The 23,886-nt window shown below is 53.2% G+C and carries 21 protein-coding genes; 13 read left to right on the top strand and 8 right to left on the bottom strand.

Features of this window, described 5'->3' with window-relative positions:
- Window positions 1–9 precede the first annotated feature (9 nt).
- From HPY30_06145 to HPY30_06125, 5 genes are all read left to right on the top strand, one after another.
- Window positions 10–702: an RDD family protein gene (locus HPY30_06145; protein ID QYZ65603.1), complete on the top strand. Its 693-nt coding sequence runs from the start codon at window positions 10–12 to the stop codon at window positions 700–702.
- On the top strand, window positions 702–1,691 hold the full coding sequence (locus tag HPY30_06140; GenBank protein ID QYZ65602.1) for a stage II sporulation protein M: 990 nt from the start codon (window positions 702–704) through the stop codon (window positions 1,689–1,691). Before HPY30_06145 ends, HPY30_06140 begins: the two co-directional genes overlap by 1 nt.
- The gene (locus HPY30_06135) at window positions 1,678–3,171 is read left to right on the top strand and encodes a hypothetical protein (GenBank protein QYZ65601.1); all 1,494 of its coding nucleotides are present in this window, start codon (window positions 1,678–1,680) and stop codon (window positions 3,169–3,171) included. Before HPY30_06140 ends, HPY30_06135 begins: the two co-directional genes overlap by 14 nt.
- Complete coding sequence (locus HPY30_06130) at window positions 3,161–4,324, top strand: DUF4350 domain-containing protein (GenBank protein ID QYZ65600.1); 1,164 nt, start codon at window positions 3,161–3,163, stop codon at window positions 4,322–4,324. The genes HPY30_06135 and HPY30_06130 overlap by 11 nt, the downstream gene beginning before the upstream one ends.
- A gap of 92 nt (window positions 4,325–4,416) precedes the next feature.
- A complete protein-coding gene (locus tag HPY30_06125) occupies window positions 4,417–5,406 on the top strand; it encodes a MoxR family ATPase (protein QYZ65599.1) in 990 nt (329 codons plus the stop codon).
- Between the two features lie 19 nt (window positions 5,407–5,425).
- On the opposite strand, the gene HPY30_06120 is transcribed toward HPY30_06125, so the two are convergent.
- The gene (locus tag HPY30_06120; GenBank protein ID QYZ65598.1) at window positions 5,426–6,568 is read right to left on the bottom strand and encodes a c-type cytochrome; all 1,143 of its coding nucleotides are present in this window, start codon (window positions 6,566–6,568) and stop codon (window positions 5,426–5,428) included.
- A gap of 676 nt (window positions 6,569–7,244) precedes the next feature.
- On the opposite strand from HPY30_06120, the gene HPY30_06115 reads away from it, so the two are divergent.
- Entirely contained in the window at window positions 7,245–7,574 is a 330-nt protein-coding gene (locus tag HPY30_06115; protein QYZ65597.1) for a cytochrome c, read from the top strand.
- A gap of 401 nt (window positions 7,575–7,975) precedes the next feature.
- On the opposite strand, the gene HPY30_06110 is transcribed toward HPY30_06115, so the two are convergent.
- The 7 genes from HPY30_06110 to HPY30_06080 all read right to left on the bottom strand — a co-directional run bounded on the left by HPY30_06110 (window position 7,976) and on the right by HPY30_06080 (window position 15,844).
- The gene (locus tag HPY30_06110; protein QYZ65596.1) at window positions 7,976–9,511 is read right to left on the bottom strand and encodes a hypothetical protein; all 1,536 of its coding nucleotides are present in this window, start codon (window positions 9,509–9,511) and stop codon (window positions 7,976–7,978) included.
- A 259-nt stretch (window positions 9,512–9,770) separates the two neighbouring features.
- Complete coding sequence (locus HPY30_06105) at window positions 9,771–10,778, bottom strand: hypothetical protein (GenBank protein ID QYZ65595.1); 1,008 nt, start codon at window positions 10,776–10,778, stop codon at window positions 9,771–9,773.
- Window positions 10,775–12,802: a hypothetical protein gene (locus tag HPY30_06100; protein QYZ65594.1), complete on the bottom strand. Its 2,028-nt coding sequence runs from the start codon at window positions 12,800–12,802 to the stop codon at window positions 10,775–10,777. Before HPY30_06100 ends, HPY30_06105 begins: the two co-directional genes overlap by 4 nt.
- Window positions 12,799–13,137, bottom strand: coding sequence for a hypothetical protein (locus tag HPY30_06095; protein ID QYZ65593.1), 339 nt, complete (start codon window positions 13,135–13,137; stop codon window positions 12,799–12,801). Before HPY30_06095 ends, HPY30_06100 begins: the two co-directional genes overlap by 4 nt.
- Window positions 13,138–13,191: 54 nt before the next feature.
- Window positions 13,192–13,827 (bottom strand): hypothetical protein, encoded by a 636-nt coding sequence (locus tag HPY30_06090; GenBank protein ID QYZ65592.1) that lies wholly within the window; start codon window positions 13,825–13,827, stop codon window positions 13,192–13,194.
- 64 nt (window positions 13,828–13,891) lie between these two features.
- Window positions 13,892–14,500: a hypothetical protein gene (locus tag HPY30_06085; protein QYZ65591.1), complete on the bottom strand. Its 609-nt coding sequence runs from the start codon at window positions 14,498–14,500 to the stop codon at window positions 13,892–13,894.
- Between the two features lie 222 nt (window positions 14,501–14,722).
- On the bottom strand, window positions 14,723–15,844 hold the full coding sequence (locus HPY30_06080) for a 6-bladed beta-propeller (protein QYZ65590.1): 1,122 nt from the start codon (window positions 15,842–15,844) through the stop codon (window positions 14,723–14,725).
- 337 nt (window positions 15,845–16,181) lie between these two features.
- Between HPY30_06080 and HPY30_06075 the strand changes: the two genes are divergently transcribed.
- The 7 genes from HPY30_06075 to rimI all read left to right on the top strand — a co-directional run bounded on the left by HPY30_06075 (window position 16,182) and on the right by rimI (window position 23,858).
- On the top strand, window positions 16,182–16,865 hold the full coding sequence (locus HPY30_06075) for a hypothetical protein (protein QYZ65589.1): 684 nt from the start codon (window positions 16,182–16,184) through the stop codon (window positions 16,863–16,865).
- Between the two features lie 593 nt (window positions 16,866–17,458).
- Entirely contained in the window at window positions 17,459–18,211 is a 753-nt protein-coding gene (locus HPY30_06070) for a hypothetical protein (protein ID QYZ65588.1), read from the top strand.
- 421 nt (window positions 18,212–18,632) lie between these two features.
- Window positions 18,633–19,955, top strand: coding sequence for a DUF58 domain-containing protein (locus HPY30_06065; GenBank protein ID QYZ65587.1), 1,323 nt, complete (start codon window positions 18,633–18,635; stop codon window positions 19,953–19,955).
- Window positions 19,956–20,008: 53 nt separating this feature from the next.
- Entirely contained in the window at window positions 20,009–20,770 is a 762-nt protein-coding gene (pssA, locus tag HPY30_06060; GenBank protein ID QYZ65586.1) for a CDP-diacylglycerol--serine O-phosphatidyltransferase, read from the top strand.
- A gap of 314 nt (window positions 20,771–21,084) precedes the next feature.
- Window positions 21,085–22,635 carry a 2-isopropylmalate synthase gene (locus HPY30_06055; protein ID QYZ65585.1) on the top strand — a complete coding sequence of 517 codons (1,551 nt, stop codon included), beginning with the start codon at window positions 21,085–21,087 and terminating at the stop codon, window positions 22,633–22,635.
- A gap of 12 nt (window positions 22,636–22,647) precedes the next feature.
- Window positions 22,648–23,397 (top strand): uracil-DNA glycosylase, encoded by a 750-nt coding sequence (locus HPY30_06050; GenBank protein ID QYZ65584.1) that lies wholly within the window; start codon window positions 22,648–22,650, stop codon window positions 23,395–23,397.
- Entirely contained in the window at window positions 23,394–23,858 is a 465-nt protein-coding gene (rimI, locus tag HPY30_06045) for a ribosomal protein S18-alanine N-acetyltransferase (GenBank protein QYZ65583.1), read from the top strand. Before HPY30_06050 ends, rimI begins: the two co-directional genes overlap by 4 nt.
- Window positions 23,859–23,886: the final 28 nt, after the last annotated feature.

The following is a 23,886-nucleotide window of genomic DNA, read 5'->3' as shown; positions in this document are numbered from 1 at the left end:
GATATTGCGGTGGCATTAACGGAGGAAGTGGACACCATCCGGCAGTATGAGATCCCGGAAGGTGTATTGTTGGAATTCCGCCTGGCGGGACCGCTTGTCCGGGCCAGCGCCTGGGCCATTGATGCAGCGATCCGTGCTGTGCTCTATATCGTTATCGGTTTGTCCTTTTCCTATTTTGGCGGGGTCGGCGTTGCGATCATCCTGATTGCCCTCTTTCTCATCGAGTGGTTCTATCCTGTGCTGTTCGAGGTTAAGAACGGTGCTACCCCCGGCAAAAAGGCGATGGGCATCTGGGTGATCCACGACAACGGCACACCGGTCACCCTATCCGCTTCGGTCATCCGTAACCTGCTGCGTGCGGTTGATTTCATGCCGGTGATGTATGGTTTTGGCCTGTTGAGCATGCTGTCCAATCGGGAGTTCAAGCGGTTGGGCGATCTGGCGGCGGGAACGCTGGTAGTCTATCGGGACAATTATGAAGAACGATCAGAACTGCCCTCCAGGACAGCAGAGAGACCCGAGGTGGAACTGACTGAATCGGAGCAACAGGCCGTATTGGCGTTTGCCGAGCGCGCACCTGGTCTATCCTCCGAACGCCGCGTCGAATTGGCAGAGATCCTGAACGAGATCTCCGGACGCAAGGGCGAACGGGCTGTTGACGGGATATATGGATATGCCAACTGGTTGATTAAGGGACGCTAATGCGCCAGGAACAGTTTGAACAGGCCTACAGGCCGCTGTGGGATGAGCTTGGGGCGCTACTCGATGAGATGGAGCTGTCCCGCAGAAAACGCAATATCGATAAAGCGCGTGCTGCCGCTTTTCCCTCCCTCTATCGCCAGATCTGCAGTCACTATGCCCTGGCACGCAGTCGGCAGTTCAGCCCCGCACTGCTGGAACAGCTTCATCATCTCGTGCTGCGGGGGCACCGCCGTCTCTATCGTCAGCGCGGTGCCTGGTTGTGGCGCACGCTCGATTTTGTCGGCGGCGGATTTCCCCGCGCGCTCCGGCTCCACCGCGGCTATTTTCTGCTGGCATTGGCATCGTTTCTCCTGCCTGCCTTGCTGTTGGGCCTCGCCTGTTATGTCGACCCCGACATGATCTACTCGCTGATGGATGAGCAGCAGGTGGCTGAGATGGAGTCTATGTACGACCCTTCCGGCAGCCATCCGGGACGCTCCGAGGCGCGCAGTTCAGAGACCGACTTCATGATGTTCGGTTTCTATATCTTCAACAATATCGGCATTGGTTTCCGCACCTTTGCCGGCGGTATGTTACTGGGTGTTGGATCTCTCTTTATGCTGTTCTTCAACGGCTTGGTATTGGGTGGGGTTGCCGGTCATCTCACCCGGTTGGGTTATCACGATACCTTCTGGTCTTTCGTCTCTGGTCACGGTGCCTTTGAACTGACCGCCATCGTGATCTGCGGTGCTGCGGGTCTGATGCTGGGCCACGCCTTGCTGGCTCCCGGTCAGCGAAGACGAATACCTGCACTGAAGGCGGCGGCAGCCAAAGCGCTGAAACTGGTGTTGGGGGCGGCGCTGATGCTGCTGGCGGCTGCCTTTGTCGAGGCATTCTGGTCCTCCAGTACACTGGATGCCGCTATCAAATATGGCGTAGCGGTGCTGCTCTGGGCGCTGGTGGTTTTCTATCTGGTTTTTGCGGGCAGGTCACGGCATGGATCTCTCTAGGATCACCATCAACCTGCGCCCGCGAACGCCCTGGGAAGGGGCCGACCTGGGATTCGCCCTCGCCCGCAGCGAGTTTCCGCGCCTCTGGTTATTGTGGCTGGCCTCGGCGCTCCCCTTCTATCTTGTGGTGGCGCTGTTGCTCACCAGTGAACCGATTTTGATCGCTTTGCTGGCCTGGTGGTTCAAACCGCTCTATGAGCCCCCACTGCTGTTTTGGCTGAGCCGTCGCGTCTTCGGTGAGCGGCTCGGGTTCAGCGAGATGAGGCAGCACTGGTGGCGCATAGTACGTCCCCAGTTGTTCGCCAACCTAACCTGGCGGCGATTCAGCACTGCACGCTCCTTCAATATGCCGGTAGCCTTGCTGGAGGGGTTGAAAGGCAGTGAGCGGCGCACACGTATCACGGTCCTGGGACGGGGACAGCACGTGACCGGTTGGCTGACCTTTTTCGGCATCAATTTTGAAATTCTGTTGGAACTCTCTTTTCTGGTACTGCTGGTGCTGTTGATCCCAACTGAGCTGGACTGGCTGCAGATGGATAGTCTGATCATGTCTGAGAGTGGTGTTGAAGTCTGGCTGCAGCATATCGGCAGTCTGTTGGCGATGTCGCTGATAGCTCCATTTTATGTCGCGGGTGGTTTTTGTATCTATCTGACCCGTCGCAGTGAACTGGAGGGGTGGGATATAGAACTTGGCTTTAAACGTCTGGCCGAGCGGGTGAAAGGCAAGCGTCCCTTCTCCTCTGCGGCGGCCGGTCTGCTGCTGATGGCAGTGGGTTTTGTGTTGCCCGGTGAGCCGCCGATTGCTGCAGGATTGCCGGATCGGGATGCGGTTCAGCACTCTATCCAGGAGGTGTTGAAGGATGATGCCTTCGGCAAACGCGAGATGCGCGATTATTGGGAATATGTCGGGGACACGGACGAGTCCGGTGAAGATGTGCCCTGGCTGCTGCAGTGGTTGATCGATTTTTTCGAAGGTTATACCCGGGGCATGGCGACGGTGGGTGAGTTTCTGCTGTGGCTGACTGCTGGATTGATTATCGCCTTTTTGCTCTACCGTGTGTCACAGATGCGTGACTGGCTCAACCTGGACGCTCCACCCGGTTTGCGGCGTCGGCAACCCCTGCCTGTTACTCTGTCGGGACTTGATATTCGTCCGGAATCCCTGCCCGAGGATCTGGTGCGCCAAGCAGAGGCTCTGCTGCTTGCCGGTGAGGGAAGGGCGGCATTGAGTCTGCTTTATCGCGGTGCACTCTCGGTGATGGTGTTTCGTTTTCGTCTGCAAATTAATATTGGTGCCACCGAGGGTGAGTGTCTGTTGCAGGTGGAGTCGAGCCAGGATTTTTCCGGTGCGGTCTTTTTTCAGCAACTCACGGCAGCCTGGCAGGGCATGGCATACGGGCACCGTCTGCCGTCCAGTGGTGAACTGGAGGCACTTTGCCGGGGTTGGGATCGTGTTTTCGGAGCGTTGCATGAAGGGTAGGCTGCTGATCCTTTTTGCCCTGTTGCTGCTCCTGGCTGTTGTTGCTGGAATGGCTGCCTGGTTCCTTGATAACTTTGAGCGCAGGAGTACGGAGGTGCGCCTGGGGATGTCAGCGGAGGCCAGGCGGAACCCGTTGCTGGCAGGGGAGATCTTTCTCCAGCGCCAGGGTCTGGATGTCAAAAGTCTCTCGGGCCGGGAATACCTCACCAAACCGGATGCGGATGTCGGGGTGTTGCTGGTCAAGGATCTGGGCCCATCCCTGGCTCCGGAACGGGAGACGGCGCTGTTGGAGTGGATAGAAGCGGGTGGGCATCTGATCGTTTCTCCTGGCAGGGCTCCGGATGAGGATGAATCTGGCAACCACCTGCTGGCGTCTTTCGGGGTCAGTCTGGTGGAGTATGCGGAGAGCGATGAGGAAGAATCGCAAGCTGGCAATCCGGTGAGTATGGAGTACACCGGGTATGACGAGCCCTTGCAGGTAGAATTCGATATCCGTCGGGAGCTGATGGTGGAGAGGGATGACACCGACTGGCTGGTACCGGGCTTGAACGGTTACCACCTGGTAGGTTTTCAGTTGGGTCGCGGTTTTCTGACCATCCTCAGCGATAACCGGTTCTTCACCAACACCCGGATCGTGGAGCATGACCACGCTCTTCTGTTGGCACTGCTGACGGAGGATCAGGGTGCGGTACGTCTGCTCTATAGTGCCAACATGCCCTCCCTTCTGACCCTGATCTGGAAAAACGCGGCCTATGCCGTTTTGAGCGCCATACTGCTGTTGCTCTTGTCTATATGGCGTTTGACCTATCGCAGTGGGCCGATATTGAACACGGGAGAGCACGCCAGACGTAATCTGCTGGAGCACCTTCAGGCTGGGGGTGAGTATCTCTGGAAACTTGATCGTGCGGTCGCACTGCGGGAACGCTCTGCCGACATCGTGGAGAAGCGCTGGCTGCAGCGCCATCCCCAATTGGCGCGGCTTGATCAACAACAGCGCTGTTCGTGGATCGGGCAGCGGTCGGGACTCTCTGCGCAGACGGTCTATGAGACACTCTATGTCGTGCCGGTGGAGGAGCAGAAGATGATCCAGGCCAGCGCGAACCTGCAGAGATTGCTCGCCGCACTACATCCGGATAGCCGCAAACAAATGTAGGTTGGGTTAGTGCAGCGTAACCCAACAAAATTAATAGCTCGTCGGGTTACGCTATCGCTAACCCGACCTCCCCACTTATGGAAACTGAGTTTATGATGGATTCACAACAAACAGACGGAAACGGCATTGCAGCAGAGCTGATGAGCCGCGCCAGAGGACTGGAAGCAGAGATCAGGCGGGCGGTGATCGGGCAGGATCGGGTGATTCACGAGGTGGTGATTGCCCTGTTTGCCGCGGGTCATGTACTGGTGGAGGGGGTGCCGGGTCTCGGCAAGACGCTGCTGGTGCGCAGTTTGGCTGCTGCGGTCGGCGGCCTGTTCAACCGGGTGCAGTTCACCCCAGACCTGATGCCCAGCGATATCTCCGGCCACATCATGTTCGATATGAAATCGGAGGAGTTTCGGGTTCGCCGTGGACCGGTATTCTGCAACTTCCTGCTGGCGGACGAGATCAACCGGGCGCCGGCCAAGACCCAGTCGGCGCTGCTGGAGGCAATGCAGGAACAACAGGTGACTATCGAGGGAAGGACCTTTAATCTAACTCGCCCCTTTCTGGTGCTCGCTACCCAGAACCCCATCGAACAGGAGGGGACCTATCCGCTGCCCCAGGCCCAACTTGACCGTTTCCTGCTCAAGGTCTTCATCGACTATCCAGGAGAAGAGGAGGAGCAACAGATGGTGCAGCAGGTAACCGTCGGCTCCGTGGGTGATCAACTCGACACCTCGGCGGTGCGCCAACAGTTAAAGGCGGAAGAGATTCTGCCGTTGCAAGAGCATGTGGCAGCACTGGAGATGGATGAGCAGATTCTCAACTATGCGGTGCGTATCGTGCGCACCGCCCGTGAATGGAGCGGCATTGAAGCGGGGCCAGGGCCACGAGGCAGCATCTCCTTGCTGCGCGCGGCGAGAGCCGAGGCCTTTCTGCAATCCCGTGCCTTTGTCACCCCGGATGATGTCAAGGCTGCAGCGACCGCGGTGTTGCGGCACAGGATCAGGCTGACCACCGACCTGGAGATCGAAGGCTATTCGCCCGATGATGTGCTCGCTGATCTACTTGATAGTGTGGCTGCACCCCGTACATGATACCGGACCGGAAACCACTCTATCTATCCAACCGATATATTCCAATTTCTTCAAACTCATTTTTGCCCATGGGATTCAGTACGAGAAAGTATCCTTCCTCTAAAGTTTGAAAAGATATGGCATTGATATTTAATTCGTGTGTTACCAAAACAAGGTTCCCCTTGCCTGAATATGACCCTATTCGACGCTCTAATTGTGTGGTGTATGAATCTGCCTGTTGTTCGGAAAGCGTATCCATTAAAGATAGAAATTCCACAGATTCTACTTGACCAAATGCAGTTTTTGCAGTTTCTTTGGCGAGGCAATCAGGGCTTGCCAATACACTCTCTATTGGTACGCCTCTGGATTTAAATTGATCTCTGATTCTGACTGCATTCTTCTTGCCTGTTTCCGATAGATTCCCCTTGCTTTTGCACGATGGGTCACGAAGCAGGGAGCCGCTGCCTTCTTCTCCCGTTTTCACAGCGGGAGGTCTCATCAAAATAACCAATCCTCCATCCTCTAATTTCCCCCATATTTGGTAAAGCAGCCGTATATAGCTGACCAGTCCATCGACCTCGTTTTGGGTGAGAATGCCACGAAAAGCGGGCATAAACTTTCCTCTTCCATCCAAAATGCTTGATGCGAGTTCTTTATTGTCGAGCTTGTCAGTCTTGTGTGGATTGGTGTGATCAATCGGTTTGATTCGCAAGAGCTCCGTCATGACGCCCTTTCCGTCGCCTTCGACACCGTGGCAGATGGCGCAATATTTCTGGTAGAGCTGCAGGCCAATCTCTGGATCTCCGACAAGATCGTGTTTGGAACTACTGAGAAAGCGTAGATATGCAACCAGGGCTTTGATCTGATGTTTGCTGAATACTTCTTCCCACTTTGGCATGCTGGCGCTGATGCGATGGGTGGATGCATGTCGGCCCTTGCCCGTTATGATCTTTATGAGGTTGTTATCACTTCCGGAGCGTACTACGGTAGTTAGATCCTCCGCATCGATCTGCATCGATTTTGCGAGAGGGCCATATCCCTTACCATCGACAGCGTGACATAGCTGACAGTGAGAAACATATAACTTTCTCCCCTCAAAGGCGGGTGGAAGATCGGCTAATACTTCAGGAGTTATTATTAGAAGTAGAGACAGTACTCCCAATATTTGGATGAGATTTTTCATAGATTGTCTCCCGTAATGGAGTTGTTGATGGTAGCCTTTTAAATCACTTATATAAAGTAAGTAGTTGGCCGCTAATATAAAGTAAGTAGTTGGCCGCTAATATAAAGTAAGTAGTTGGCTTGAAATTGAGTTTATTTCATCGTGTGTTTCCGCAGGTCATCGATGATGCGTCTAACATTGGGTAGGTCTTAAGAATCAACGAGACATATGAATTACCCTGTTTTATAGGGTTTCTGCTAATAGAATAGCTATTATCCCTGCGGTTAAATGTGGGATACAGTTTGACGATCTACACTCGTTGAGCCAAAAAGATTTATGAGTGTAGATGGTCTTTCTACCTCTACATATTCAACAGTTTGGCTGCGAATCAATAGGTAGGGTTCTGTGCTCCACTTGCCACAGCCCTATGGGTAACGATCAGAGTTTGTAAGAGTTGATAATAACCGTTCTGTGCTGTGCCTTCCCTGTTATAACTTTTAAGCTTTCACAAAACAGATTGTAGATAAGGCGATAGCGTCTATTTGTTTTTTAGGAATACTTGACTGCCAGTATATGTGCAGCTATTTTTTATAAAGCATCGTGTCCGATAATGCATGCTTGGCGACTAAGCGGACAATCAGAATAAAGCCGGGCTCACACGATAGCTTAACTATAATCCTAGAGGAGGATGTGTAATATGTTGATCAAGAAATTGATTGTTACCACTATGTTTGTCTCTATTTTTTCGGTTGCCAGCGTCCAGGCTGGTGGTGATGTCGCAAAAGGCAAGAAGCTGGCGGAAGAGGATTGTGAGGACTGCCACGGTGACGATGGCCTGGGTGACGAGGATAATCCGCCGATTGCCGGGATGGACCCACAAGAACATATCCAGGAGCTCATGGACTACAAATCGGGTAAACGGGTCGACGAAAATGAAGACATGGAAGCCGAGGATATGAGTGAACAGGATATGGCTGACGTTGCCGCCTATTATGCTACGCTGCCAGGTCCGCCCCCGAAGAAGTGATAAGATTAAACCGGGTTTAGTCTAGTCGACTGTTGACCCATAAATTCACAATCAGCCTCCAATCTTCAGATCCTCGTTAGACTGCTCTATGCCAAAGAAACCATATTCGCATATTGTGAATTTTCGAAAGCAACTAGAGGCTAACAGTCAAGAATCTGGTAAAAGTTTGGGGGCTGATATGTGTGGACTACCGTATCGGTAGTTGGCAAGAAAGATGCTGTATTTACCAGGCTGCTTTTTCCTGTTCTATCAATTCCCGTTAAGAATCATTGTGACTCATACAATCCAGGCATGATGTAGCTGCTTGTTGTCATCCCTCTTAACCTCATTAAATCAACAGTATTTAACTGAGTGACACAAATCTATTGAACCGTTTTGGTGTAACAAGCCCCTTAACCACGTCAGGGGTATGACCATGCATCATGTGTTTTTCCATGGCAGACCAAATGGCAAGTGCCACTATACTGTCCGTTGTCTATCCAGGTTGGTTCAGTAAAGGCACCGGTTCCGGTGATCTCCATGGGTCCTGTAACATTGGCAAAGGTCAGGAAATTGAGCAGGTGGGGAAATTTCGCAGAGCCATGGGGATCGTGACAGTTGATGCAGGTAGTATTCGAACCCACGTGTTTGCTGTGTATGAAAGAGACCTCCAGGCTGGCGGCATTATGACATTTGTAGCAGAGGCTGTTTGCGGAAGTGGCGGTTTGTGGATCAAAATCATAGGGCATTGCCAGAATGCCTTCGTACGTGGATCCATGGGAACCTGCTGTTCCCACTCCGCCAGCGGCGGGCGAAACGTTACTGTTATGGCAATCGCTGCAGTAGATCAGGCTGCTGGTCGTATCCAGGGGGATGTCAGCGCGCAGACTGGGGACTTCGCCGTTATTGAAAGGGTCGTTGGCTGTGATAGGGTGGTAAGAAACCAGTGCCGGATTGCCTGGATCAACCTTGTCGCGTAAGTTGTAAACACCGTCCTGACGGGTCATGCTGTAACCAGTGGCAGTCGAACAGCGCTGGTTATCGCATGCACTATTTCCGGGTACACCGTGGCACTTGAAGCAAACTTCGTATTCGTAATCCACCTCTGGCTTCACAGCTCCACCGTTGTCAATTCCTGTCACACCCACCATGCTGCCGTTGACGAATGGCGCCGTCGTGTGGTTTGTGTCCGCTGGGTTGGCTGGATTGAAAGAGATCATTGGTGGAGAACTATAACTGCCATGTGGGTTGTGACAGTCTTCGCACTCGACGTGGAATTGCATGGTAAGAGGGTTCTCCGCTCGAACGGAATCGTGGTCCAGGCTGGGCGTCACCTCAACCGGATGGTGAGAAAATTTCAGTTCTTCTGCGAGAATATCCTGTGCCACGGTGCCGTTGTGGCACAGGTAACAGGTTTGTTCCTCCTGATCCTTGATGAGTCTCACCGGCGTAGCCGCGTTGTGCGGCGTATGGCAATTCATACAAGCGTTCTCACTTACATTCTGGCCCACCCAGGCCGCTTTGCGTTCGGGCCAGGGATCGGTTCCCAGGGGCGGTGTGGCGACGGATGTGGCATGGGAGCTGGTTGTCCAATCCCAAGTCGCCCCCGTTGGTATGTGACAGGTGATGCATAGTTCACCGTTAAGCGTCGGCTTGCGAAGAAAGGGCGGATATGTGTCCTTGTGGGGATCGTGGCAGGAAGAGCAGTGAAGCTCTCCATTTGTTAGTGGAAGATCCACGACGTCAGGGGAGAGCAGATCCGGGTCGGTGACCAGTAAATTTGGGTCGTAGACGATTGCGACAGGGTGGTCGTTGGATAGGTCGGAGCCGATGAGAGCCCGACCGGTCAGGAATGTGGTGCTCAGGTCGTTGGTAACTCCAGTCCCAGGGTTGACCAGGTCACCCAAGGCTATGGTGCCATCATGGCAGGATAGGCATAAATCTGAAGAAGAACTCATATTTCCTGCAGCTGCATCCGTGGTGCTGCTTTGATAAGGGGTATAAGCTCCGGTGGAGAGCCTGTTCCATAAAGGCGTATCGGGAGTGGCCGCGTGGGGCGTATGGCAAAAAATACAGATCCGATCTTCAGTCAGGCTCTTAAACGCCCCTGTCGCCGGTCCCGAGGACGACAGGTTATGCACGGTAGTTGCCACGTCCCCCACTGTGGCAGCCGAGACAATCAGAAGACACATACACAATACAGATATTTTTCGCATATCAGTCACTCGCCTTCAGGTATCGGAAAATCTGGATACGCTGGTTATAGGAGTCGGCCACATATATTTTATCATTCCATGTTGCTAGCCCGGACGGCATGTGAAAAGCGCCGGGGGCGTCACCGCCATTGCCAAATTCCAGCAGGAATGAACCGTTCTGATCGAAGATCTGCACCCGGTTTGCCAGGGCGTCGGCAATATAGACATGACCATCGGAATCAGCCACCACGCCCTTCGATTGTGAGAAATAGCCGGATGCGTCTCCATGTTTTCCAAAGGTTATCAGATGGTGACCATCGGGATCGAAAATCTGGATACGGAAATTCATCGTGTCGTTGACGAACAAGCGGTCATTGGCGAATGCCAGATGGCTGGGATAATTGAATTGCATATCTTGTTCGCCGCGCTTGCCTATCTTGAACAGGAGTCCGCCATCTTGATCAAAGACATGCACCTCGTGTGCCAGGGTGTCGGTCACGTAGAGGCGCTGACGTACCGGGTCGAACGCAAGGCTGGTCGGGCGTTGGAAATCTTCCAGAACCTGTAGCGTCTCAAGGCGGGAGTCCAGCACAAACACCTTGTTCAGGTCGGAATCGGCTACGAACAGTTTGTCACCGCCGAGAGCCACCCCGATAGGCGATGCGAAAAGCTGCTTTCCTGCACGATCAATTTGTTGATAGGATTTTTTCTGTAGCTCGAACAGGTGCACTGTCGCCGTATCAGGATCGGCAACGGCGACCTTTTCGCTATTGACGGCGACCGCGTAGGGACGTGACAGACGGCGATCATCGCTGCCGGCAAGGAAATCCAGTATCCTGCGGAAGAAGGATTTGCGCAGGCCGAGGTCTTCCGCGCTGCTGAACGATGCAATCAATTCGATTCGCGGCTGCTCCGGTGCTGCTGGCCAGACCATGTGTGGTGTCTCGCCGGATTTGGGAAGCGTATCCGGGCCGGTTGTTGCGCAGGCACCAAGTAACAGCGCCAGTAGGAAACTCCATCGTCTGGTCATCTGAATCTTCGCCTCAGGGTGAACATCAGCCTGTCCTCGATGGACTCGGTGGTACTGCCGGCTGGCTGTGCATAGCTCGAGGTTGTTCGTTGGTCGTGGTGATAGTTGAAGCTTAGATCGAGTTCCCGGTACCGCCAGTTGCCTCTGACGCCGGCTGTGATGAATTCGTCATCCCGACGGCCGCCGCTTATGGCATCCCCCGTGTCATACCGCTTCCAGGCACCCAGTATGGGGTGGATCGACAGTCTCGCATAGGGTCGCCAATTGGCCGATAGCTCTATGCGGTACAGGTCGGTATCCAGAGATTCCTGCTCGGTGAAAGACTGAGTGGCGTTCAGGTTCCACTGAATCCCCCTGGAACTTGAGTTACTGCCTGTAGTCCAGGATAGCACTTGGCGAGAGGTGTAAGTCGTGGATTCGAATCCACCGGCCAGAGTAAAGCGTCTCGCGGCCCCCACGAGAGTGTCGATGGATGCCAGTTCCGCACGAAATTCGATATCGGTAATGGTGTTGCGGGTGTCGTTGAGGAAGCTCTCACCGGCACCGGACATGAGTTTGTCATCCGATATGTTGTCGGAGTGGGAAAATCGCATCCAGCCCAGGTCGATGCCCAGGTTGTAGTTGGTGCGGATAGTGGAAAACATCTGCGATGGTAGCGGCTGCGCCTGGTAACTCACCAGGAGGGTGTCGCCGGTGTCGATTCGTCCGCCGGGAATGGCCTGCAGCTGGGTCAGGTCCCCTGCAAGAGGAAATACCGTGTAATCGGAACCCTCCGTGTATACCAGTGTGCCGGTTTCGTCGGTAACAATGATGGTGCTTGTCAGAATGAAGCGCTGGTTAAGGATTACCGAACCAGTCAGGGGCACAACGTGGCTCTCATCGACGACCTCCACCACTCCCTGATTGGAAACCCGGTCGGTCTCCTGGTAGGAGCCTCCCAGGCCTGCCGTGACAATGGCACCGAACAGATCCTGCTTATTGTATTTGCCATCCAGTCCGATTAGCCATTTGTCTTCGTCTATGATGTCTGAGTTGCGGGAAGTTATGTTTGTATAGGCCTTCGTGTTCAGGTTTGTGTATAGCTGATGGTTCAACTCAAAGATGCCGCGGTGTTCTATATTTTTTATGTTCTGCTTGATTGAATGATAATGATAGGAAGTGCGGCTATACAGATTCGGCGTATGCTGTATACGAGCGAACTCATCAAATGTCAGGCGTTTGTTGGCGTTAAAGCCGGTGCGGTCGTAATAGTCGAAACGTGATCGAAGGTGACTGTTGTTTCCCCAGGGCAGATGGTGGGAGAAGTTAGCCTCATCGATTTCGTAATCTTGATCACGGTTGGTCAGGTCGTCCAGGGACTTGTGCTCCAGACGTAAATCCAGCTTGCTGCTTCGCCCTTTGATGATCCACCTCTTCAGTGTTTCATCGCGCTCAGATACGGCACTGTTCAGGCTGGATCGAAATTCCTCTTCGAGTGATCTCTCCTCGTAAGTGAGACTTGTGGGAAAGGCAAGGTTTTTCCAGTTGGCAGTCGCGCGCTTTGTGTCGATGACATTATCGATTCGGCTACCGAGGGAACCTGTGTTGAAATTCGTGTTCCGTTGTGCGGACAAGTCGAAGCCAACCGGCCCCGGCGTCTCTCGGAAAAGATTCAGCTGGAGTAGGTAATTGAGGAGTTCGCCAGTGTTGTCTCGACTTGTGTCGCTGGATTCGAAATCGCCCCATGTGTACATGGGTTCAATGTCCAGATGAAACAATGCGATACCGGGATCCAGAACATAGCCATTCTGTTCGATACGCACACCGGCTCTCCATTCGGTCTCCCGTGAACTGCCGCTTTTGCGTCTGTTGGTGCCGTCAAAATCGACAAGTGCCTCGAATTCAGTGGGATAGAGGGTCACTTCGTCCCAGGACAGGGCATTGCTATTCGTGGTCCACAGCGTGATCGTTGCAAAGAATAACCAGGAAAAACCCGGACACTTCATGACTCTTGGCATGGTCTCGCCCAGAACCATGTTGATCATTTCCCATCATTGATATGACAGCGGTTACAGTTCTCGAAACCATCGTCAAAGGCCTGTTTGCCGTTATGGCAGACGGCACAAACTTTTCCTTCCTTCATCAGGTCCTTGTTGATGGGGGTGGTGCCGGTTTTCATCTCGAACAGCTTGTTATGGCATGCGTCACAACGGTAGTTTACCCGGTGTATCCAGTGCGGAAAGATGGATGGTGGAAATGTCTTCAGCTCTTCAGCATCCCCCCCCTTGCGTTCATATTGAATATCTCCGGGAGCTGCTCCCAGCGTTGAGCTGATTGCCAGCAGGAACAGACAGACTGAAATAAGATTGTATGTACGCATACACCTACCTGTACAATATATATCGGCATGCCGTCATATCAAACGGCAAAAGTATTACTTCTTTTTCTTCTTCTTCCTGTTCAGATGGCAGCGCTTGCATGCCTTCAGGGAGAAAGCAACTTTCTTCTTGCCATGACAGGCACCGCAGGATGCACCTTTCTTCATCTCCTTCATCGTGGCTGGATTTCTTTTATAGGGATAGAGAGAGGTGTTGTGACAGTTCCTGCAACCCAGCCACTCGGTATGGGCAGAGTGCGGGAAATATGCATGGTTCTTAGGCTTTTTAGCCTTGATGATAAAGTCCCACTGGAAAGCGGAGGCCCACTCTGCCCGGGGGTCGTCGCCGACACGCGGCCGTATCAGACCCTGTTCCAGCGCGGCGGACCAGTCGATGCCCTTCTTGTAATCCTTCGGCAGTATCTCCTGTGCCTTTTTCCAGTCCATGACTGACTCGATTTCCGGTCGCGGCCGATTATCATCAGATCTACCGAAAGACATGCCCTCAGGGCCAGTCAGCTGGTTTTTCTGTTTATTTCTGGCCTGCAATGCAGCAAGTGCAGCTTCCTCTTTTTGCTTTTTCTCAGCCAGCTCCTCGGGCGTGGGTGGCTGGATATCAAAAAATAACTGCCGGGTCTGAGTGCTGCAAGAGGATATGATCAGTACACTAGTAAGAACCAGGGCAATTTGCATTGCCCTGGTTCCATATTTCAACTTATCCGCTCTAGTATGCATGCGGTGAGGTTAACTTGAGCAGTTACTTGATGTGGCAGGCCACGCACATAGCGCTGGCTGTATTGCTTATGCGCAGGAATTTATTGATTTCCGGATCATGTACGTTGTGGCAGGTTCCGCATTCGACCTGATCCCCAGCGGCGCCAAACAATGGCAGTCCGGCAGCAACTACGGTACCAGCAGGCTCGAAAGCCGGATCCAAACCAACGTTGTAACCAAAGGAGATCGGATGATCATTTCGCAGGTCGGTTCCGAGTCCGCCCACAGTGTTTGCGTTGGCGACAAAATCGGCAGGTGGATTGAGTAATTGATCTACGGAAAGGCTTCCATCATGACAGCTTAGACATGCCAGTGAGACGCCTGCCGGCTGGGAGCCTGCGGCAGGACTCATATCGAACGTGGGGCTGTCGTACATTTGGAAAGTTGAGGTCGTGTCAACACGGTTCCACAACGGAGTTGTTAAATTCGTAGTGCTTGCGTTGTGAGGCGTGTGGCAGAACACACAAACCGATGCTGAAACACCTGTACCAGTCAAGTCATGACTTGAGCCAACAATGCTGGCTCCAACTGCCATGCCTGACAGGACTAAGGAGACAAGTAGAAAACTTAAGGCCGCCAACTTCTTTTTCATGGTAAAAACTCCCTATACGATTGAATATGGAGCACCTATGCTTTTTTATTAACTTCAAGCTTACTTCTAGCTGCTTTGTGATTGTTGCTGTTTTTAATGCGTTTTCTGACGGCGTCCGGTTGCGTCTTTTGTTATGTATTGATTGGGAATATAGTCCCACCGGCGCAATGGGAATATTATGATAGTCAATGACAATCATCAATGGGGGTATTACCCTATCTTTTATGGATCATTTGAAATTTTCGATAGTGGTGGTGGGGGCGTGTCTGATTCTCCGATGTATTCGAACATCTGTATCCGCATGTTGAACTGATCGGCGATAAAAATCCGGTTGTTCTGATCCACGTGGGCGCCCGCCGGCAGATAAAACCCTCCCGGACCGGTACCTGTCTGGCCAACGACCAGCAGCAGTTGCCCCTCTTGGTTAAAGACCTGAAAATTATTAAATGCGGCATCGACCGCGTAAATGTGCCCTTCGCTGTCCACTCCGATCCCTTTCAGGCGGCTAAAATCGCCTCTACCGTCGCCAATTTTGCCAAAAGTGCTGATATGGGTACCGTCCGCTGCAAATATTTGAACGCGAAAGTTCAAGGTGTCGGCTACATAAAGGCGTCCCTCCCTATCTATCGCTATGTTGGTCGGGGAGTTTAAGTTGCCGGTTTCGCTACCCTGCTGGCCGATGGTGAAATCCACATTTCCTTCGCGGTCGAATACGATGATCTGATGTTTCTTGGAGTCCGCCACGTAAAGGCGCTGGGTTCTTTCATTGAAAACCATGCCTACCGGCGTAATCAGGGTGTCTTGCCCACCCATTGCATTGAGGTAGTTGCCTTCGTGGTCGAAAACCACCACTCGATGGTCAATGACATCACTGACGTACACATTGCCCTGAGCGTCGGATGTTACACCTAACGGTTTGCGCAGCGCCCCCGGTCCACTGGCACCCCAGAAGGACAGGTCCTTCTTCTCGATATCGAACACCACCAGGCCAGCGATGCCGGAATCGGCGACGAAGACCCGTCCCTTCGAATCACTGTGTACGCCGTAAGGTTTAATCAGGGTGCGGTGCTCCCCGTCCTTTTTGCCGAGCAGCCTGTCACGCAGGTTTTGCTGTGGCTTGCCGGCCACGTCTTCGAGGGATTTCAGGCTGCCGAGATAGCGGACACGAGGTTGCTGCGGGGGCGCGGGCCACACAAATTGTCCGGGTGATGCTACCTTGGCTTCCGGGGTTGGTGCGTGGGTGGCACACCCGGAAACCAGCACCATACCGCTAACAACAACTGCCAATAGAAAACCAGACTGCAACATGGGTTTCAAAGAATATTTTGTCAACTCAAGATTCACTTTTCTACTCCAAAGGTAGGGCATCACCCGGTACTTATGTATTGGAATACTTATCAAGTACGTTTAAATGTATGTTAGCCTAGCACGTATAAATCCGGTGCCTAGGGTAGGATTTATCCTGCTTACCGGATAGATGGTATATTTCAGTGAGAAGAATAAGTATTTCTGGATGCGGGTGAATCTCCATAGGCTGGTGCGACGAGGTTGCTTGCCTGTCAGTCAGAATAGATCACGTCCAAATTTGTCAAGCGGCCATGCCGCGACTTTCCCTTTAACGCAGGAACCAAGAGGCTTTCTCATGAAATTCATACTATCGATTTTAATGATTTGTGTCCTGATGCATTCAACAATAAATGCAGCGGAAACAGCAGGCTCGGGAACAGGTACCGTGGCCGAAATCATTGACGTGGGGAACTACACTTACTTGCGGCTCGAAGAACCGGGTATATGGATCGCAGCCAGCCGCTTGCCGGTGGCTGTGGGAGACAAGGTCAAGTTCAGTGGCGGTGCAGAGATGAGAAATTTTCATAGCAGAACCCTGGACAGGACGTTTGAGTCGATCTTCTTTGTGCAGATGGCCCACCGAGTGGGCCAGGATGTCGACAACATTCACCGTGCAGCAAAAGAAGCGGAGGGCCATGGAAGCGAAAAGATGGTGCTGAAAAAATCCGTTTCAGTTCAGGCGCCCGCGCCGGGGGAGATCCCCCCGCTGGCTGACGGCAAGACGATTGCCGATATCCTTGAAAGGTCTGTCCAGCTGAAAGATCAGTCTGTAAGCCTGCGCGCAAGAGTCATTAAGGTTAATCAGAACATCATGGGCAAGAATTGGATTACCCTGCAGGATGGTACCGGTACAAAACCGAACAACAAGTTGATTACAACCTCTTCGGAGTTGGTTTCACCAGGCGATCTGGTAGTTGCCAGCGGTGTGCTAAGGAATGACATCGATATCGGTTCGGGCTACACGTACAAGGTCATGCTCGAGAACACAACGTTTTCGCAAAGTAAAGTGGCCCCCTGATTTTGAATGTGGTGACAATTGGGCTTTAGCCCGCCAGGGCGTGTGACCGAACAAGATCTAAGGAATCTCTGATTAATTGTCATTTCCATCCTTAGGTTCGTAAATGCTACATCCGTGTAGCACTACTCGAACGTAGTGAGAAATCACATACCTCGAAACCTGCTAAGCACTTTGTAGTTTGAGATCTCTCCCTACGGTCGAGATGACAATGACGCAATTAATCAGAGCCTCCCAAGCGTCCATGAAGATAGACTGAACTTACTTCCTCCCCGGCATCCCTTCCCCAGTCTATATCTTCCCAAAGATCAGAAGTACCTTCCCTTCGTGCTTTGAAATCGATCAATAGAAACTCAATCAAGGCATGGAAAAATGAATCTTTTTCCCTGGATGCAAGGTTTTATTTCCTGGAAAGCGATGGCATAAGTCTATTTTTTTACCCATTTTTGGGAAAAATCATGAACTTACTCTCATTTCTTCGGGAGGCAAAAAAAATGTGTGCGCCAATGCCGGGAGAAGTGTGAACTGGCGACTGAAGATGTCCTGTTACGGCACCGATATTCTGGGTAACGGAAATATAATCAGCAGGTGCAGCAATGAAAGTCTTACACAACATCTTCGCAATGCCAGTCAGGAAGAGTGCCAGAAACGCTGCACTACTGAAATATGTGGACCTCATACTCAACAGGTGCAAAATTGTACCTTTTGCAGTTAGCCTGTTTGTGGTGACTCCTGTTGCTGCGGCAGAATCTTATGTTCTTGCAACAGCAAATAATTATACCCATTCAGTGACCACTCAGTGGGGGCAAACAATTCAAGCGTATGATACAAAGCGTTTGCTGGATGAGGCCGAATTACTGGCCGGTCAAGCCGTGATACTCGAATCGAATCCTGACTACTACGAATCACTTTCACCCGATCTCCTGCTCAGCCTGGCAAAACGCATAGATGTTCTGGATCCATCAATCAAACCCTTGGTTCAGAAAGAGGCAATCAGCATATTGGAAAATGATGTGGACAGAATGCAGGACAGTGAAAGTCCACTTCTCGATGCAAGCCTTGCAGAACTTCAATCCACACTGCAATATGCACATCAACTATATGATTTTAGAACCGATCCTCCTCTCAAAAGTCAGCCACAGACATTTGTCGACCCAGTGGAAGAAAGCGAAACTGTCAGCGAGAGTGGAGAGATTTCATTGGATGATGTGGCCGCACAGCTCGAAAGACAGGGAATAGACCCCTATAGCAAGGAGGCAAGACCTCATTATTGTGCGATGGGAATTGAGGGACTCAGCACTATGGGTGTCTATTATGTTTCCTTCTGCTCGAAACTGGCATCTCGATAGGGAAATGAAATACGCGGAAACGCTGAAATAGGGGACTCACCACGTTTTTAGTCAACTATCTCGGTTTTTCCGCAGTCTCCCCGGCTTACCCGGAACCACACATCTTGCCGGCATATTTTCTGCGCCATTCTTAAAACACTCGTTCCCTAACGCATAATTCCCATTTGTCGCTTTTCGGATTTCATCAACCATGCAGTCCGTTTTCCCGGCATATTTCCGTAATCATTAGCAAGGTAAAGTCGGTAATCATCTTCTGCGAAGAAACATGGCTGGCGATTATTGCCACTTTGTGAAAGACATGATGGGGTACGCCGGGTAGTGTTATGCGAGGTCGTCTTGGCATGATGATGGTCCTCCGTGACCAATTTTTTCATATATAGTATTTTACTTTACCAAACACAACCGATATGAGGAAAACGTGGTGCGTCCCCTATTTTCCACGACCCCGGATCGTAACTCACTCTATCTTGTTCTGGCCTTGCTGATTCTTGCGCTGCTCACCGCTTTTCTGCCGACTCTCGGGTTGGTTTGGAAGGGCGCAGCAGCACTATTGGTTGCTACGATGATGCTCGATTTTTTTCAGGTGCGGCGTATCGTTCCACCAATGTTGACCCGCCTGGTGCGTGGCAGTATCCCGGTGGGGGTATGGTCACCGGTGGAACTGCAGCTGGAGAATCGCAGTGGTCATGGTCTCAGCCTGGTGGTACATGATTTTCATCCCCCTGATTATGGGGTGGAAGGGCAGCCCCGTGAATTTAAGCTTCCGGCAGGCCGCTCGGCGACACTGGCTTATCGGATCCTCCCTGAGCGACGGGGAGATGGTCACTTCAACGGCAGTGATATTGTTCTTCATTCACCACTGCGCCTCTGGCGCCGCAAGATACATCTGCCGCTGCAGGAGACTGTGCGGGTCTTTCCCAACTTCCGCGAGATTGCCCATTTCGCCCTGCTTGCCACCGATAACAAGTTGAGCCAGCTGGGAGTGCGTCATCGACGGCGACGGGGAGAGGGGAGCGATTTTCATCAACTGCGGGAGTATCGCGCCGGCGACACTATGCGGCAGATCGACTGGAAGGCGAGTTCCCGCTACCGCCGCCTGATCTCTAAGGAGTATCAGGACGAAAGGGACCAACAGCTTGTCTTTTTGCTGGATTGCGGACGCCATATGCGTCATATGGATGGAGGCGGTGCCCATCTCGATCATGCGCTGAATGCCATGTTGCTGCTCGCTTATGTCGCGGCAAGACAGGGGGATGCGGTGGGCTTTCTCGCCTTCGGCGGGGAGAAGCGGTGGCAGCCACCGGCCAAGGGGGGGGATCTGATCCGTCGTTTATTGGATCGCACCTATGATCTCGACTCGACCCTGGATGCGGCGGATTACATGGCGGCTGCCCGTGAACTGACTTCCCTGCAGCGCCGGCGGGCGTTGGTAATTCTGATTACCAACAGCCGCGATGATGATCGTGCCGAACTCTCCCGTGCCTTGGCCTTGCTCACAAGGCGACATCTGGTTGTGGTGGCTGATCTGCGGGAGACTTCGCTGGATGAGACTTTGTCACAGCCGGTACAGGGTTTTGAGAGTGCGCTGGTTTTCCAATCGGTGGTTGACTATCTCGCAAACCGCTCCCTGACCCATGATAGTCTACGTCATCAAGGGGCGCTGTTGCTCGACACCGTGCCCGGCAAACTCCCGGTGGAACTGGTCAATACCTACCTGGATGTAAAGGCGACAGGGGTGTTGTGATCCTCCTGTTCAACTTATACTGAGTCCTGACTCCCCAAGAGATTGTGAGAACCATGGAATCATCTCCGGAAAAAGGCAAAAAACGCAGGCGTGGTATCTATCTGCTGCCGAACCTGTTTACCACGGCGACACTGTTTTCCGGTTTTTACGCCATTCTCGCTGCTATGAACAATCGTTTTGAGCAAGCTGCAGTGGCGATCTTTGTGGCAATGCTGATGGATGGTCTCGATGGTCGTGTGGCACGCCTGACCAATACCCAGACAGAGTTTGGCGCTGAATATGACAGCTTGGCGGATATGGTGGCCTTTGGGCTTGCGCCGGCACTGGTGATGTATCTTTGGGCGCTCACGGGCCTGGGTAAATTTGGCTGGATTGCCGCTTTTGTCTATACCGCCAGTACTGCGTTGCGCCTGGCGCGCTTCAATACCCAGATAGGTGTTGCCGACAAGCGCTATTTTCAAGGGCTGCCCAGTCCTTCTGCTGCCGCGATTATCGCAGGCGCGGTCTGGCTCGGCGTGGATTATGGGATGAGCGGGGAAAGTCTGAGCTGGACTGCGGCGGTATTGACCCTGTTGACCGGTCTGCTGATGGTCAGTAACTTCCGCTACAACAGCTTCAAAGAGATCGATTTTCACGGCAAGGTTCCTTTCATTGTGATCGTCGCGGTGACCCTGAGTTTTGCCATAGTGCTTACCCATCCGCCTTCCGTGCTTTTTGCGCTGTTCCTGATCTATGCTGTCTCCGGCCCCGTGTTGACACTGACCCAACTGCGAAGCAGGCGGGCGGAACGATCCAACCTGTCGGATGAGAAGTAGAAAAACCTGCAGGGTCGAATTTCATGGCTTGGCATACCCCAAAGCATGCGCTATATTCGACTTACCCTCATCGGAAACTGATAGATGATCTCTTTCGCGCGCAAACAGCAGATTACCGCATCCCTTCATGGGGCGGGTGACGCGCGCCTGCCTGGTTTCCTTTTTAGCCTGCTGCTGCGACTGCTGCCCTGAGGGGCATACATGAGAGCGCCCCGGCGGGGGCCGAAATAACACGCAACAGCAGAGCATTCCAAACAGATTAGATTCAAATCCCGATTCAGCCTCTATCCGGCGATCGTGGTTGGAGCAGAACTATGAATAACCCAGACAGATTGATCGTTTTCGATACCACCCTGCGTGATGGTGAGCAGAGTCCCGGTGCTTCGATGACCAAGGACGAGAAGGTCCGCATTGCCAAAGCACTGGAGAAGATGCGGGTAGATGTCATTGAAGCGGGTTTCCCCATTGCCAGTGCCGGAGATTTTGACGCAGTAAAATCTGTGGCTGAGATGGTGCAGGATTCCACCATCTGTGGTCTGGCCCGCGCCCTGGACAAGGATATCGACCGTGCCGGTGAGGCGTTGAAACCCGCCAATTCGGCGCGTATCCATACCTTCATCGCCACCTCGCCGATCCACATGGAGCAGAAGCTGCGCATGCAGCCCGATCAGGTGGTGGAGCAGGCGATACGCGCGGTAAAGAGAGCCCGTCAGTACACCGACAACGTGGAGTTCTCCGCAGAGGATGCGGGTCGTTCCGAGATCGACTTTCTCTGTCGTATCTTTGAAGCGGTGATCGATGCCGGTGCCACTACCCTCAATGTGCCTGATACCGTGGGTTATGCCATGCCGCACCAGTTCGGCGCAATGATCCGGACCCTGCGTGAGCGTATCCCCAACTCCGATAAGGCGATTTTCTCTGTGCACTGCCACAATGATCTCGGGCTTGCTGTCGCCAACTCGCTGGCGGCAGTGGACAACGGGGCGCGGCAGGTGGAGTGCACCATAAACGGCCTTGGTGAAAGGGCAGGCAATGCCTCCCTGGAAGAGATTGTGATGGCGGTGCGCACCCGCGCCGACGTCTTCCCCTGCAGCACAAATATCGATACCACCCAGATTGTCAGCAGTTCCAAGCTGGTCTCCAATATCACCGGCTTTCCGGTGCAGCCCAACAAGGCGATCGTCGGCGCCAATGCCTTCGCTCATGAGGCGGGCATCCATCAGGACGGTGTGCTCAAATCACGCGAGACTTACGAAATCATGCGCGCTGAGGATGTCGGCTGGAGCCATAACCGCATGGTCCTCGGCAAACACTCCGGCCGCAATGCGTTCCGTGCCCGTCTGGAGGAGCTTGGTATCAGCTTCGAGACGGAGGAGGATCTTAACTCGGCCTTCACCCGTTTCAAGGATATCGCCGACAAAAAGCATGAGATCTTCGATGAAGACCTGCAGGCGCTGGTGACCGATGCAAGATCCAAGGCGGAGAACGAGCGGGTGAAGCTGGTCTCCCTCAAGGTCTGCTCGGAAACCGGTGAGACCCCCCACGCCAACATCGTGATCTGTGTCGATGGCGAAGAGCTGGCCGACAGTGCTGCCGGAGGTGGTCCGGTAGATGCGGCATTCAAGGCGATCGAGGCCCTGGTGGAGAGTGGCACCGAACTGCAGCTCTATTCGGTCAACAACATCACCAGCGGTACAGACGCTCAGGGTGAAGTGACCGTGCGACTGGAAAGGGACGGTCATATCGTCAACGGCCAGGGGGCGGATACCGATATCGTCATTGCCTCCGCCAAGGCCTATATCAACGCGGTCAACAAGATCCTGGAACCGATGGAGAAGGCGCATCCCCAATCCGGGGATGTGTAACAGTCGGGATCCATGGAAGAGGCCCGGCGCAAAGCCTATCTGACAGCGATGGGGATCACGGCATGGCAGCGCCGTGATCCTCCGGCTGCGGTTGCCCCGGAGACGATAGTGCCTGAGGCAGAGTCTCTGCCGGTCCCTGAACGGACTGCCGATGAGAGTACCGCTGTGGAAACAGCTGCAACAGTGCCGATGGCTGAGTCCGCAGTGGATCAGTGGCGCGATCTACGGGCGCGTGTAAGCGCTTGTTCCGCCTGTAGTCTGCGGGCCGGGTGCACCCAGACCGTATTTGGTGTCGGCAATACCCAGGCTGATCTGCTGATCATCGGGGAGGCACCCGGTGCGGATGAGGATCGGCAGGGTGAACCCTTCGTCGGTCCGGCCGGGCAGTTGTTGAATGCGATGCTGCTGGCGATGGGGTTTCGGCGGGAAGAGGTGTTCATCGCCAATATCCTCAAGTGCCGCCCGCCCAACAACCGTGATCCCAAACAGGATGAGGCGTTGCAGTGCGAGCCTTTTCTGCGGCAGCAGATCGCCCTCATCCAACCCAAGGTGATCCTCTCCGTGGGACGTATCTCCGCCCATAATCTGCTTAAGACCGATATTCCTGTCGGTCGTTTGCGGGGCCGGATCCACAATTTTGGTGAGTCTGCCACTCCGCTGGTCGTGACCTATCACCCCGCCTACCTGCTGCGTTCGCCTGAGCAGAAGGCAAAATCCTGGCAGGATCTGCAATTGGCTCTATCCCTGCTGCGCGAACAGTGAGCGCGCAACTTGATGAACCGTTGCTCAACATCCGTCCCATGGCCCAGTCGGATCTCGATGAGGTATTGGCACTCGAGGAGCTGGTCTACGAGTATCCCTGGAGCATGGGTATCTTCAGGGACTGCCTGAGATCAGGTTACTCCTGTTGGGCGCTCAGTCTCGATCAGAAGATTATCGGCTACGGTGTCATGTCGGTTGTACTGGATGAGTGTCATCTGCTCAATATCTGTGTCCATCCCGAACATCATGGTTTGGGGTTTGGACGAAAGATTGCCGACCGGCTGTTGAAGCTGGCCAAGCAGCGTGGGGCCGACACTGCCTTTCTCGAAGTGCGAATCAGTAATCGAAACGCACTGAAACTCTATGAACGTATCGGTTTTTGCGAGGTGGGTTTGCGTCGCGGCTACTATCCTGCCGCAAAGGGGCGGGAAGATGCGATGGTGATGGCGTTGCCGCTTTGAGGTGGGGTATCAAGACCCTATGGTGTGT

It is taken from the genome of Gammaproteobacteria bacterium (ex Lamellibrachia satsuma) (genome assembly GCA_019623805.1).
Lineage (GTDB): Bacteria > Pseudomonadota > Gammaproteobacteria > Chromatiales > Chromatiaceae > QGON01.
The sequence above is the reverse complement of the archived record's forward strand: the minus strand, read 5'-3'. Positions and strand labels throughout refer to the sequence as shown.

What these genes read in the sequence shown, in the direction of transcription:
- HPY30_06100 (QYZ65594.1), bottom strand. Translation starts at nt 12,802, where the DNA reads ATGATCAACATGGTTCTGGGCGAGACCATGCCAAGAGTCATGAAGTGT.
- HPY30_06055 (QYZ65585.1), top strand. Translation starts at nt 21,085, where the DNA reads ATGAATAACCCAGACAGATTGATCGTTTTCGATACCACCCTGCGTGAT.
- HPY30_06085 (QYZ65591.1), bottom strand. Translation starts at nt 14,500, where the DNA reads ATGAAAAAGAAGTTGGCGGCCTTAAGTTTTCTACTTGTCTCCTTAGTC.
- HPY30_06110 (QYZ65596.1), bottom strand. Translation starts at nt 9,511, where the DNA reads ATGAGTTCTTCTTCAGATTTATGCCTATCCTGCCATGATGGCACCATA.
- HPY30_06130 (QYZ65600.1), top strand. Translation starts at nt 3,161, where the DNA reads ATGAAGGGTAGGCTGCTGATCCTTTTTGCCCTGTTGCTGCTCCTGGCT.
- HPY30_06135 (QYZ65601.1), top strand. Translation starts at nt 1,678, where the DNA reads ATGGATCTCTCTAGGATCACCATCAACCTGCGCCCGCGAACGCCCTGG.
- HPY30_06120 (QYZ65598.1), bottom strand. Translation starts at nt 6,568, where the DNA reads ATGAAAAATCTCATCCAAATATTGGGAGTACTGTCTCTACTTCTAATA.
- HPY30_06050 (QYZ65584.1), top strand. Translation starts at nt 22,648, where the DNA reads ATGGAAGAGGCCCGGCGCAAAGCCTATCTGACAGCGATGGGGATCACG.
- HPY30_06095 (QYZ65593.1), bottom strand. Translation starts at nt 13,137, where the DNA reads ATGCGTACATACAATCTTATTTCAGTCTGTCTGTTCCTGCTGGCAATC.
- HPY30_06140 (QYZ65602.1), top strand. Translation starts at nt 702, where the DNA reads ATGCGCCAGGAACAGTTTGAACAGGCCTACAGGCCGCTGTGGGATGAG.
- HPY30_06125 (QYZ65599.1), top strand. Translation starts at nt 4,417, where the DNA reads ATGATGGATTCACAACAAACAGACGGAAACGGCATTGCAGCAGAGCTG.
- pssA (QYZ65586.1), top strand. Translation starts at nt 20,009, where the DNA reads ATGGAATCATCTCCGGAAAAAGGCAAAAAACGCAGGCGTGGTATCTAT.
- HPY30_06090 (QYZ65592.1), bottom strand. Translation starts at nt 13,827, where the DNA reads ATGCAAATTGCCCTGGTTCTTACTAGTGTACTGATCATATCCTCTTGC.
- HPY30_06075 (QYZ65589.1), top strand. Translation starts at nt 16,182, where the DNA reads ATGCATTCAACAATAAATGCAGCGGAAACAGCAGGCTCGGGAACAGGT.
- HPY30_06070 (QYZ65588.1), top strand. Translation starts at nt 17,459, where the DNA reads ATGAAAGTCTTACACAACATCTTCGCAATGCCAGTCAGGAAGAGTGCC.
- HPY30_06105 (QYZ65595.1), bottom strand. Translation starts at nt 10,778, where the DNA reads ATGACCAGACGATGGAGTTTCCTACTGGCGCTGTTACTTGGTGCCTGC.
- HPY30_06115 (QYZ65597.1), top strand. Translation starts at nt 7,245, where the DNA reads ATGTTGATCAAGAAATTGATTGTTACCACTATGTTTGTCTCTATTTTT.